This is a genomic window from Pseudomonas graminis (assembly GCF_013201545.1).
Classification (GTDB): domain Bacteria; phylum Pseudomonadota; class Gammaproteobacteria; order Pseudomonadales; family Pseudomonadaceae; genus Aquipseudomonas.
In genome coordinates, this window is record NZ_CP053746.1 from 4725662 (window position 1) to 4737956 (window position 12295).

Sequence of the window (12295 nt, forward strand, 5' to 3'; positions counted from 1 at the left end):
GCCGGGAAGCTGTTGCCCTTGTGAAGCCGGCTTTAGCCGGGAGTCCTTATCTATTCAAACTGGCCAAACAGTTGTTGCAGCTCGCGGTTCTTCGCCAGCCTCTGGTCGAGGCGATCGCCATAGCGCTCGGCCACCGCCGACACCATCAAATTGAACAGGCACGTCAGCGGCGCGAGGGAATCCCAGAATTGCCCCACGTCGGCGTCCAGCTGCAGCAGGTCGCTCGGGTAATCCCGCGCCCACGGGCAGTGAAAATCGGTGATGAAGGCCAGCCCGACGTTCTGCTGATGGGCGACTTCGCAGAAGATCCGCGTGACGGCGGAATAGGTGCGAAAGTCGGCAATTACGGCGTAGGGGTTTTCAAATTGCGAGTTCAGTGATTCGGCGTAGGTGCCGGACAAGCCGTCGACGTAATAGACCTTGGGCCGGATGTACTCCAGATGACTGAAAAACGCGTTGAGGATGCCGCGGGTGGTCTGGATGCCGACGATGAATACGGCGTCGGCGCTGTGCAGCCGATCAACGATATGGGCGAAGGTTTCGCTCCGAGCCAGCGCGTAGACCCGCTGGATGGCTTCCAGCTCGCGGTTCATCGAACGTTCCAGTGCATCGCCCTGGGTGTTTTCTTCGCGAAAAGCGCCGAGTCGATCAGTGATCACCCACGGACTGGCGCTGTCACCGCGCAGGCTCTGTTTAACATCGTCAATGTTGCGATAGCCCAGCGAGCGCAGAAACCGCCCGACAGAAATGCCGGTGGTACCGGTCTGCTGGGCGATGCTGTCAGCGGTCTCGAACGGCAGCTTCTGCGGATTGGCCAGCAGGTACCCGGCGATGCGTTTGCCGGTGGGCGTCAGGTCGCTGAACCGCTGTTCCAGTGCATCGAGGAAGGGACGCTTTTCCATGGGAATTCCGCTGGTGGAGCCGGGTTGCGTGGACCGGGATAATGTTATCCGACGGTCATTTTGCAACAGGATGTTAGCAACATAACATCCTGTCTCGAGATGGCACAATGATTATTTTAAGAGATTTCTGGCGGGGGATTTTGGTGATTCAGGGTGGTGCGAGGGTGAGGGAAAATGCCCGATTGGGGGGCAAAAATGAGGCTATGGCGGGTTGAAAATATTGGGGGCAACAGCTGGCGTCTTCCCGGCTAAAGCCGGTCCTACAGGGGTAAACCGGTCAATTGGCAGGACCGGCTTAAGCCGGGAAGAGGCCAGCGTGAACACCCTCGATGTTCGGTGTATCGACTGACGCCTTCCCGGCTGAAGCCGGTCCTACAGGGCTATGCGTTCCCGCCATGGGTGCGATGTATCAGCGGCCCCATGACCTACATCGATCAGCGCAAATTGGTCTTCGCCAGTTCCAGCACCATGTCCGCTTTACCGTTCATTACCGCCTTAAGCATGAACAGGCTGAAGCCTTTCGCCTGGGCGAGTTTGATTTTCGGGGGCATACCCAGCTCCTGTTTCGCGGTCACCACATCCACCACCACCGGTCCCGGATGCTCGAAGGCTTTCTTCAGCGCATTCGGCAGGTCTGCCGAGTCCTCCACGCGAATCCCCAGAATGCCCGCGCCAATGGCGATGTTGGCAAAATTGGTGCTGTCGAAGTCAGTGTCGTGGGGCACGTAACCACCCGCCTGCATTTCCATCGCCACAAAACCCAACGAGCTGTTGTTGAACACCACCAGCTTGACCGGCAGGTTCAACTGACGGATCGACAGCAGGTCGCCCATCAGCATCGACAAGCCGCCGTCACCGCACAGCGCCACCACTTGCCGTTGCGGGAAGGCCGCTTTCGCGCCCAGGGCCTGGGGCATGGCGTTGGCCATGGAGCCGTGGTTGAAGGAGCCCAGCAGCGAGCGCTTGCCGTTCATGGTCAGGTAACGCGCGGCCCACAACGTCGGGGTGCCGACATCGACGGTGAAGATCGCGTCCGGATCGGCGTAGGCGTCGACCAAGCGTGTCAGGTACTGCGGGTGAATCGGCTCGCCATGGCCCGATGGCGTGGCCAGTTCGTCGAGTTCTTCGCGGGACTTGGCGTAGTGATCCAGCGCTTTGTCGAGGAATTTGCGGTCGATGTGGGGCTTGAGGCGCGGCAGTACGGCGTCGAGGGTCTCTGCAATGCCGCCGGCCAGACCGAGGGCCACCGGCACGCGACGGCCGATGGCGGTCGGGTCGATATCGATCTGAATGACCTTGGCTTTTTCCGGGTAGAAATTGCGGTACGGGAAGCTGCTGCCGAGGATCACCAGGGTGTCGCAGGCCATCATCGCGTGGTAGCCGGAGCTGAAGCCGATCAGCCCGGTCATGCCCACGTCGAAGGGGTTGGCGTATTCGATGTACTGCTTGCCGCGCAGGGCGTGAACCACCGGCGCCGAGAGTTTCTCGGCCAGCGCGACCACCTGATCGTGGGCCTCGGCACAGCCGGCGCCCGCGAGAATGGTCACGGCCTTGGATTTGTCCAGCAGGTCCACCAGACGTTGCAGGTCGGCTTCCGCCGGGATGACCCGCGCCGGGGCGTGATCGACCCATTCTGGCTTGATGTCCGGTGCTGCGCTCAGGGCGACGTCACCGGACACCACGATTACCGCGACGCCGCGCTGGCTGATGGCCGCGCGCATCGCCCGCTCCAGCACCCGCGGAAGCTGCTCAGGGGTGCTGACGGTTTCGACGAAGTGGCTGCACTCCTTGAACAAGTCGGTGGGGTGGGTTTCCTGGAAGTAGTTCAGGCCGATCTCGGAAGATGGAATCTGCGCGGCGATAGCGAGAACCGGCACACCGCTGCGGTGGCAGTCATACAGGCCGTTGATCAAATGCAGGTTGCCCGGACCGCAACTGCCCGCGCACACCGCCAGCTTGCCGGTGGACGCTGCTTCCGCACCGGCCGCGAACGCCGCGACTTCTTCGTGGCGGGTGTGCATCCACTTGATTTTGCCCAGGCGCTGGAGGCTGTCGGTCAGCCCGTTCAGGCTGTCGCCGCTGACGCCCCAGATCTTCGAGACGCCGGCTGCGGCGAGGGTTTGGGCGAGGTAGTCGGCGATGGTTCTGCTGGACATGGGGCAAATTCCTTGTCGAGTCGAATTGGCGCGCGAGGCCGAAACAGACCCCACGCGTGGTCTCAAATCGACCTGTTGCGCCGGGGACAGTTCAGTGCTTCTAAGGATTCGTGGGGCATGCTGTGCTTGCAGTGCCCGCGCCAAAGGCTTCGCGAGCAAGCTCGCTCCCACAGGTCAAGTGTCGCCCTTTCGATGGCGGAATGTCAGCCCACATCAAGGACATCGCAAACCTCCAGGGAGGGACCGGGGGGTGGCGCTCCTGCCGAACGGTACAGTGAGGACACCTCACACCGGCGGCTGGCCCGCAGGCTTGTTCGGCGCGGCGATCTGCACCTTCGGATTGATCGGCGTGACACTCGGCGTGGCGTATTGCTGTTTCAGATGGCCGTCCTGATCCAGCAGCCAGGCATCAAGGATTTCCCGCACCACGGGACCGGCCACGCGACCGCCCGCCTCGCCGTTCTCGATCATCACCGCGACGACGATCTTGGGACTGGCCGCCGGCGCAAAACCGACGAACAAAGCGTTGTCCCGGTGCCGTTCCAGGGTCTTGTTGCGGTTGTAGCGTTCGCCCTGCTTGATCGCCACCACCTGCGCGGTGCCGCTCTTGCCGGCGATGCGGTATTGCGCACCTTGCGCGGCCGCGCGGGCGATACCGCGCGGGTCGTGCATCACCGCTTGCATGCCAGTGTTGACCTGATCCCATTCGTGGGAATCACGCAGCACGATGTTCGGCATCGGATGCTCGTCCACCGGCGCCACGCCGCCGATCTCCTTGGCCAGGTGCGGGCGGTGCCACACACCTTTGCTGGCGATCAGCGTCGTTGCCTGCGCCAGTTGCAGCGGCGTGACCTGCATGTAGCCCTGGCCGATGCCGAGGATCACCGTTTCCCCCGGGAACCAGGCCTGACGGCGGGTGATGCGCTTCCATTCTTTCGACGGCATCAGGCCCGCCGATTCTTCGAACATGTCCAGGGAGACCTTCTGGCCGATGCCGAACATGGTCAGGTAATCGTGCAGTCGGTCGATGCCCAGCTTGTGCGCCAGGTCATAAAAGTAGGTGTCGTTGGAGCGCATGATTGCCGCGTAAAGGTCCACCCAGCCATCGCCGCTGTGGTTCCAGTTGCGGTACTTGTGATCGAAATCCGGCAGCTGGAAATAGCCCGGGTCAAATACCCGCGTCGACGGCGTGATCACGCCGCTGTCCAGGCCGGCAATCGCCACCTCCGGCTTGATCGTCGAGCCCGGCGCGTACAACCCGCGCAGCACGCGGTTGAACAGCGGCCGGTCGACGGAATCACGTAGCGCGGAATACTCCTTGAAGCTGATGCCGGTGACGAACAGGTTCGGGTCGAAACTCGGCTTGCTGACCATCGCCAGGACCTCGCCGGTGGCCGGATCAATGGCGACCACCGAGCCGCGACGATCCCCCAGCGCGTGTTCCGCCGCCTCTTGCAGCTTGATGTCCAGGCTCAAGGTGATGTTTTTGCCCGCCACCGGATCGGTGTGCTTGAGCACCCGCAACACGCGGCCCTGGGCGTTGGTTTCCACTTCTTCATAGCCGACATGGCCGTGCAGCTCGCTTTCGTAGAACCGCTCGACGCCGGTCTTGCCGATGGACTGTGTGCCGCGGTATTCGACCTGGTCGAGCTGGGTCGCTTCCTTCTCGTTGATTCGGCCGACGTAGCCGATGGAATGGGCGAAGTGTTCCGCCAGCGGGTAATGGCGAACGAACTGCGCCTCGACGTCCAGCCCCGGCAGGCGGAACTGGTTGACCGCCAGCAGCGCGATCTGCTCCTCGGTCAGCTCATAGAGCAGGGTTACCGGCACAAAGCGGTGGGGCGAGTTCTTCATCGCCTTGTCGAAGATGATCCGGTCCTCGTCTGGCAGGTTGAGGATCTGCATCAGCTCGTCGATTACCGCGTGCCAGTCCCCTGCGCGCTCGCGGGTCATGGTCAGGTTAAAGCTGGGCCGGTTGTCGGCGAGGATCACGCCGTTACGGTCGAAGATCAGCCCGCGCTCCGGCGGAATCGGTAGCACGTGGACGCGGTTGTTTTCGGAGATGGTGGAGTGGTAGGCGAATTCGGTGACTTGCAGGAAGTACATGCGGCACACCAGCGCGACGCTGAGCATGGCCACGAAAACGGCGCAGGCGATCAGGCGTTTGTTGACCAGCCGGGTTTCCTTCTCGTGGTCTTTTAAGGGTATGGGATCGGGCATTTCTGTCGCTACTCGGTGAAAAGATGAACGGCACAGTCAGCGCCCCGCGTGAAGATGCAGGACGCAAATGGCGTGCACCATACCAATAAGTGGCTCTGGGGACGGGCTCCCCTTCATGAAGATTCTGTCAGATTCACGCCGTTGCGCGATTACGCGCAGGCCAGGAACACGCGCGCCTCAGTTCTGGCGGGCCTGTTCAGATGACGCGGTTTAACGATACGAACGAGGCTCCGCGGAGGCCCATTGAAGGCCCATTGTTGCGTGAGCATGGCCTGACTGTTACGCAATCGGTAACAGTCATTTGCGCAAATCAGCCGTGGCAATAACTCGCAACACATCTACCATGGCAGGTGGCGTGAAAAGATGATGATCAGTTGCGGCAATTCCCCGCCTAGCGTGCGCCATTCGCGCGCTGGCCTGCCAGAGACCCAATGTCACACCCCGCCATGAGCCACTTGCCGTGCACATCGTATGCGCGGCAATACCCGTGATAAAGAACGCAGAGCATAGTCCCGGCACGGACCATTCCCCAATGGCCTGTGGGGGCGTGGTTTTGCAGGAGCCCTGAATGACAGAAAAATCCAAAGGCCTTACCCGTCGCCAGTTGCTGAAAGGTTCAGCCACCACACTGGCCGTGGGCGCCGCCGCTACGGCCCAGGCCGCCACGGTCATCGGCGTTCCCCAGTGGGTGCCCTTCGACCACAATGGTCCGATGCACTACGACACACCCGGCTGGCAGTTCTTCACCGACGCCGAAGCCACTGCGGTGGAAGCCATCGTCGCCCGGCTGATCCCCGCCGATGAACTCAGCGTCAGCGGCAAAGACGCGGGTTGCGCAGTGTTCATCGATCGCCAACTGGCCGGCGAGTACGGCACATTCAGCCGCCTTTACATGCAGGGCCCGTTCGTTCAGGGCACGCCGATGCAGGGTGACCAGTCGGAACTGGTGCCGCGCCAGCGTTATCGCCTTGGCCTGGCAGGCCTGGAAGGGTACTGCCAGAAACAGTTCCAGAAAAACTTCAGCGCCCTGACCGCGGAACAGCAGGACAAGGTCCTCACCGGCCTGGACAAGGGCGAGATCACGCTGGAGGGCATCGACGCCAAGCTGTTCTTCCAGCAAGTGCTCGGCAACACCATGGAAGGCTTCTTCGCCGACCCGGTGTACGGCGGCAACCGCGACATGGTGTCGTGGAAAATGATCGGCTTCCCTGGTGCCCGCTACGACTACCGCGAGTACATCGGCCTGCACAACCAGAAGCTCAATCTGGTGCCGCTCTCCATCATCGGCAGCTCCGCCTGGACCAAGAAGGGTTAATTCGACATGGCCAAAAAACTACCATCCACGGACGTCGTGGTTGTCGGGCTCGGCTGGGCCGGATCCATCATCGCCAATGAACTGGCTGACGAAAACCTGAAGATCATCGGCTTCGAACGCGGCCCATGGCGCGACACCGCTGCTGACTTCAACGTGGCCTCGGCCGCGGACGAACTGCGCTACAACCGCCGTCAGGACCTGATGCTGAGGACCCGGCAAAACACCACGACCATTCGTAACAGCGTGACCGAGACAGCGCTACCCATGCGCAGCTGGGGCTCGTTTCACCCGGGCAACGGCACCGGCGGCGCGGGCAACCACTGGGCCGGCATCACCTTCCGTTTCCAGCCCCACGAATTCCGGCTGCACAGCTACCTGACCGAGCGTTACGGCAAGGAGTTGTCGCCCGAACTGACCCTGCAGGACTGGGGCACCGACTGGGACGAGATGGAGCCCTTCTACGCCAAGTTCGATCGCCTGGCGGGCATCTCCGGCAAGGCCGGCAACATCAAGGGCGTGATCCAGGAAGGCGGCAACACCTTCGAAGGTCCGCGTTCCGAGGAATACCCGAACCCGCCGACGGCACAGACCTACGCCCCGACGCTGTTCGCCGAAGCCGCGAAAAACCTGGGCTACAAGCCGTTCCCGGTGCCGTCGGCCCTGCTTTCGCGCCCCTATGTGAACTCCCTGGGCGTGGCCATGGGCGCCTGCACGTTCTGCGGTTTCTGCACCAACTACGGCTGCGCCAACTACTCCAAGGCCAGCGCTATCACCACAGTGCTGCCGGTGCTGGTGCGCAAGCCGAACTTCACCGCGATGACCAACTGCGAAGTCCTGCGCGTAACCATGGACAGCAGCGGCAAGCGCGCCACCGGCATCGTCTACATGGATTCCAACGGCGAGGAATGGGAACAGCCCGCCGAACTGGTGGTGATCAGCGCGTTCATCTTCGAAAACGTGCGCCTGATGCTGTTGTCCGGCGTCGGCCAGCCGTACGACCCGGTGACCAACACCGGCACCACGGGCCGCAACTACGCCTACCAGACCGCCAACAGCGTGCGCATGTTCTTCGATGACAAGAACTTCAACCCGTTTATCGGCGGCGGCGCCATCGGCATGGGCATCGACGAGTTCAACAACGACAACTTCGACCACTCGGGTCTGGGCTTCGTTGGCGGCGGCAGCACCCGCGTCACCCCGATCGGCGCTGCGCCCATCGACTCCCGCCCTCTCCCGCCCGGCACCCCGGCCTGGGGTTCGGAATGGAAGAAAGCCACGGTGAAGAACTACGCCGCCACCATGTCCATCGGCTGCGAAGCGAGCAGTTACGCGACGCGCACCAATTACCTGTCGCTGGACCCGACCTATAAAGATCCGCTGGGTCGCCCGCTGCTGCGCATCACCTTCGACTTCCCGGAAAACGACCGCAAGATGGCCGCGTACGTCACCGGCAAGGTCGGCGAGATCGCCAAGAGCATGAACCCGCGGCAGATGGTTCCCAGCTCTCAGCAAGGGCACTGGAACAGCGCGCCATATCAGTCGTCGCACATCGTCGGCGGCTTCATCATGGGCGCTGATCCAAAAAACAGTTCGGTGAACAAGCACCTGCAAGTGTGGGGCGTGCCGAACCTGTTCGTGGTCGGCTCCTCCGCTTTCCCGCAAAACCCGGGCTACAACCCGACCGGCACCGTCGCGGCACTGGCCTTCAAAGCGGCGGATGCCATCCGCACCCGCTACCTCAAGCGTCCAGGGGAGATGATCAGCGTATGAAAACTCTTCTGACAGTCTGCGCAGGCGTGATCGGCCTGTCTGTTTCCCTTGCGCACGCAGCAACCGGCGCCGATTCCTACAACATCGTGGAAAAAGGCCGCTACCTCACCACCCTGGGCGACTGCACGGCGTGCCACACCATCCCGGGCAAACCGCTGTTTTCCGGCGGCGTGATCCTCGATACGCCGTTCGGCAAGCTGGCCGGCGCGAACATCACGCCTGACCCCGCGACCGGCATCGGCCGCTGGAGCTTCGAGGATTTCCAGAACGCCATGTCCAAGGGTCACGGCCTGGACGGCAAGCGCCTGTATGGCGCCATGCCGTTCACCGCGTACACCAAGGTGCTGCGTGAAGACAATCTGGCGATCTTCGCGTACCTGAAGACAGTGGATCCGGTGGAGAACAAGGTTGAAACCAACCAGCTGCCCTTCCCCTTCAACGTGCGCACCAGCCTGATCGGCTGGAACCTGATCAACTTCAAGGAGGGCGAGTTCAAGGCCGATCCGCAGAAGTCCGAGCAGTGGAACCGCGGCGCGTATCTGGTGGAGGGTCTGGGTCACTGCGGCACGTGCCACACCCCGAAGAACCTGATTGGCGGTGACAAGAACGATCAGTTCCTCACCGGGGCCAATCTGCAGAACTGGGTCGCGCCGAACATCACCTCCACAGGCCACGATGGCATCGGTGCGTGGAGCGAGGCCGACATCGTCAAATACCTGAAGACTGGCGCGAACCGTTTCGACATCGCGTCCGGGCCGATGGCCGAGGAAGTCGAACATTCTTCGCAGCACTGGAAGGATGAGGATTTGCTGGCGGTGGCGGTGTACTTGAAGGATGGCGCCAAGCCGGTGGAAGCGGCCAAGCCGATTGCTGCAGACGATGCGGCGATGGTGGCGGGCAAGGCGATTTACGCGGATCGTTGTTCGGCGTGTCATACGCCGACGGGTGAAGGCGCGCCCAACCTGTTCCCGAAACTGGCGATGGCGCCGTTGGTGAACAGCAACGACCCGTCGTCGCTGATTCGTGTGGTGCTGGCGGGCAGTCGTGCGGGCGCGACGGATGCGGCGCCTACGGCTCCGGCGATGCCGGCGTTTGGCTGGAATCTGTCGGATGAGAATGTCGCGGATGTGCTGACGTATGTGCGTAATACGTGGGGCAACGCGGCGCCGGCGGTGTCCGGTTCGGATGTGAAGGATGTGCGGGAGGGGTTGAGGGCGAAGTAGGTTTTTCGTTCTTTGCCTGGCCTGGGAGCGTGCCCGGCCTTGGGGAAGATCAAGGGCGTCTGCCTAAGGGCAGACATTTCGCCTCCGGCGAGTTACTTGGAAAAGCACCCCAAGTAACCAAGGGTGCTTGCTCCTGGTTTGGCCCGACTTCGTCGGGTTCCCTCACTCCGACGACCCTCCGTGGGCCCGCGCCGAACGGACATCCATGTCCTGACGGCGCTCTCGCCGCATCCATGCGGCTCGGCCCACTGCGCGTCGTCTACGTTCGGCCTGCACCCAAGTCGCGTTTTGTGGTGTCTGGACTACCGCGTAGAAGATCAAAAGCAGATCAAAAGCTACCCGGCTAAAGCCGGTCCCACTGGCTGCACGCGATGCTTTTAGTGGGGCCGGCTTCAGCCTGGAAGAGGCCCGTTTGGGCACCATCAATCTTGCAGCTCACGCTGATGATCGTGCCCACGTTCCGCGTTGGCGTGCATCCAGAACGCTCTGCGTCCATTCACGGCTAAGGCTGGTCCCACTGGCTGCACGCGTTGCTGTTAGTGGGACCGACTTAAGCCGGGAAGAGGCCCGTTTGGGCACCGATGCCCTCGAAGGTTGAGCTGGATGCCCACCCATCATTCACTTGTACGATGTCTTATCACGAGGTATTACTAGCGGCCCGTAAAAAAATAATAGAACGGAGATCGCTACATGGACCCATCCCTGTCCGCCTTGCCCGAGCACGCTGAAATCCCAGAACCGTCAAGCGGCAACACCCGCCGCAGCTTCCTGAAAAAATCCCTCGCCGTTTCCGCTACGCTGGCCACCGTCGGCAGCGCCGCTCTGCCCCGCCTCGCGTCTGCCGCCGAACCTTTGAGCCAGCGCTACCCGGATCCGCTCGTTCACATTCTCGACGACAGTTTTCTAGAGCTGCGCGTGTTCAACGCCAGCGTCGAAAAACTCGCCACGGGCATGCGTTGGGCCGAAGGACCGGTCTGGGTCGGTGACGGGCGTTACTTGCTGGTCAGCGACATCCCCAACAACCGCATCATGCGTTGGGACGAAATCACCGACACCTTCACGGTGTACCGCGAACATTCCAACTTCTCCAACGGCATGTGCCGCGATCGCCAGGGCCGCCTCATCGTCTGCGAGGGTTCCACCACCACCAGCGAAGGCCGGCGCATCACCCGCACTGAATACAACGGCACCCTTACCGTGCTGGCCGACAGCTTCGACGGCAAACCCTTTAACTCCCCCAACGACATCGTCTGCAAAAGCGACGGCTCGATCTGGTTCAGCGACCCGCCCTTCCAGACCAGCAATAACTACGAAGGCCACAAAATCACCCCAACCCAGCCCCACGCCGTCTATCGCATCGACGGCGAGAGCAGGAAAGTCACCCGGGTGATCGACGACCTCGCCGGCCCCAACGGCCTGTGTTTCTCGCCAGACGAAAAGACCCTGTACGTCGTCGAAGGTCGCGCCAAACCGAACCGCCTGATCTGGGCCATCGCAGTCAAGGACGACGGCACACTAGGCAAACGCCGCAAACACATCGAAGGCCTAGACTACGCCGCCATCGATGGCATCAAGTGCGACGAAGCCGGCAACCTGTGGTGCGGCTGGGGCGGCAATGGCGACCCGAAGGCTGACTTGGAGAAACTCGACGGCGTGCGGGTGTTCAACCCCCAGGGCAAGGCCATCGGGCACATCTCGCTACCTGAGCGCTGCCCGAACCTGTGCTTCGGCGGACGCGAAGGGAATCGGTTGTTCATGGCGAGCAGTCACTCGATTTATTCGCTGTTTGTGAATACGCGCGGGACGGGGTTTGCACTGTAGAGGTGTTCATTTGCTGCATCGACGGCCGAATGGCCGTCGACTTGGGTTGAGCCCTGGTTGAGGGGCCCGGCCCTTGGCCCCTTCATGTCGATACTAAATCGGTGGTTACCGTCTAGTACGCAAACAATGAACGGACGGACTCTAAAGGGGACTGATTTATTTACAGCGCTTCACCGTAAATTAATCGGTCCCCGCGAGTTGGGACTAAATTTCAAAGGGGTCCGTCCTCTTTAACCCAACGAGATTTTCTGCCCCCGAACGCAGGGCAGGTCTTTCATAGGGCACCGGTGCAAAAAATCGGTATCGCGCCTGGCGTTGTGAGTTGCGCCCGCTCACCGGTCTTACGCCCAAATATCAAGTTCTCCATGGCTTGAACAAAGTCCAGTCCCTCTATCCAAAGCCCGTCGTGGATGAGGCTCAAGAGGTAGCAGCAACCATTTTCGTCCATTAACAGTGCGCCATGGCCGTGATGGACCTCGGCGATGCTCACTAAGGTAGTGCCTAGGCGTTGCTCCCACTCAAGGAAATCTTCGCTTCCATGCAGATGCTCAAATGTGCCAAACGCGACATCACTGGTAGCACAATCCTCTCCTGCGCCGCAGGTGCCCACCTGCACCCCGGCAAGCTGTTCAAGGAGAGCAGCGGCAGGATGCTCAGGTGGAATGTAATGCGGTAGTGGTTCAGTGGAAATGCTGGGCCAGCCTGCAGCGAGAAACAGTGGGCTCAGGCTCTTAGGAAGTTTGATGAGCGGAGCTACGTTCAATGTGTCGGTCACGATTTTACCAAGCTGTTAGTGGGTGATATAACCCCGCATTCGCTTCGTGGTGCGTGAATGCCAATCCGGGGGCCACGGAGATATCAAGGCTTATGCCTCTATAAATTAGCCGA

At 61.4% G+C, this 12295-nt stretch carries 8 protein-coding genes; 4 read left to right on the plus strand and 4 right to left on the minus strand.

The genetic code is table 11. The features are described 5' to 3' along the window. Positions 1 to 50: 50 nt before the first annotated feature. From FX982_RS21170 to mrdA, 3 genes are all read right to left on the minus strand, one after another. The gene (locus FX982_RS21170) at positions 51 to 902 is read right to left on the minus strand and encodes a MurR/RpiR family transcriptional regulator (RefSeq protein ID WP_172612439.1); all 852 of its coding nucleotides are present in this window, start codon (positions 900 to 902) and stop codon (positions 51 to 53) included. Positions 903 to 1336: 434 nt separating this feature from the next. After that, positions 1337 to 3058, minus strand: a complete 1722-nt coding sequence (gene poxB / locus FX982_RS21175) for a ubiquinone-dependent pyruvate dehydrogenase (RefSeq protein ID WP_172612440.1) — start codon at positions 3056 to 3058, stop codon at positions 1337 to 1339. Positions 3059 to 3343: 285 nt separating this feature from the next. Next, a complete protein-coding gene (gene mrdA / locus FX982_RS21180; protein WP_172612441.1) occupies positions 3344 to 5278 on the minus strand; it encodes a penicillin-binding protein 2 in 1935 nt (644 codons plus the stop codon). Between the two features lie 568 nt (positions 5279 to 5846). On the opposite strand from mrdA, the gene FX982_RS21185 reads away from it, so the two are divergent. From FX982_RS21185 to FX982_RS21200, 4 genes are all read left to right on the plus strand, one after another. Continuing rightward, positions 5847 to 6593 (plus strand): gluconate 2-dehydrogenase subunit 3 family protein, encoded by a 747-nt coding sequence (locus tag FX982_RS21185; RefSeq protein WP_172612442.1) that lies wholly within the window; start codon positions 5847 to 5849, stop codon positions 6591 to 6593. Positions 6594 to 6599: 6 nt separating this feature from the next. Continuing rightward, positions 6600 to 8363, plus strand: coding sequence for a GMC family oxidoreductase (locus FX982_RS21190; protein ID WP_172612443.1), 1764 nt, complete (start codon positions 6600 to 6602; stop codon positions 8361 to 8363). Beyond that, a complete protein-coding gene (locus FX982_RS21195) occupies positions 8360 to 9586 on the plus strand; it encodes a c-type cytochrome (protein ID WP_172612444.1) in 1227 nt (408 codons plus the stop codon). Before FX982_RS21190 ends, FX982_RS21195 begins: the two co-directional genes overlap by 4 nt. A 690-nt stretch (positions 9587 to 10276) precedes the next feature. After that, on the plus strand, positions 10277 to 11407 hold the full coding sequence (locus FX982_RS21200; RefSeq protein WP_254074842.1) for an SMP-30/gluconolactonase/LRE family protein: 1131 nt from the start codon (positions 10277 to 10279) through the stop codon (positions 11405 to 11407). 274 nt (positions 11408 to 11681) lie between these two features. Here the strand turns inward: FX982_RS21200 and FX982_RS21205 are convergent, their stop codons facing one another. After that, on the minus strand, positions 11682 to 12182 hold the full coding sequence (locus tag FX982_RS21205) for an SUKH-3 domain-containing protein (RefSeq protein WP_254074843.1): 501 nt from the start codon (positions 12180 to 12182) through the stop codon (positions 11682 to 11684). Positions 12183 to 12295: the final 113 nt, after the last annotated feature.

Excerpts from the sequence above, each read along its gene's own strand:
- FX982_RS21170 (WP_172612439.1), bottom strand. The coding sequence starts at position 902 with ATGGAAAAGCGTCCCTTCCTCGATGCACTGGAACAGCGGTTCAGCGAC.
- poxB (WP_172612440.1), bottom strand. The coding sequence starts at position 3,058 with ATGTCCAGCAGAACCATCGCCGACTACCTCGCCCAAACCCTCGCCGCA.
- mrdA (WP_172612441.1), bottom strand. The coding sequence starts at position 5,278 with ATGCCCGATCCCATACCCTTAAAAGACCACGAGAAGGAAACCCGGCTG.
- FX982_RS21185 (WP_172612442.1), top strand. The coding sequence starts at position 5,847 with ATGACAGAAAAATCCAAAGGCCTTACCCGTCGCCAGTTGCTGAAAGGT.
- FX982_RS21190 (WP_172612443.1), top strand. The coding sequence starts at position 6,600 with ATGGCCAAAAAACTACCATCCACGGACGTCGTGGTTGTCGGGCTCGGC.
- FX982_RS21195 (WP_172612444.1), top strand. The coding sequence starts at position 8,360 with ATGAAAACTCTTCTGACAGTCTGCGCAGGCGTGATCGGCCTGTCTGTT.
- FX982_RS21200 (WP_254074842.1), top strand. The coding sequence starts at position 10,277 with ATGGACCCATCCCTGTCCGCCTTGCCCGAGCACGCTGAAATCCCAGAA.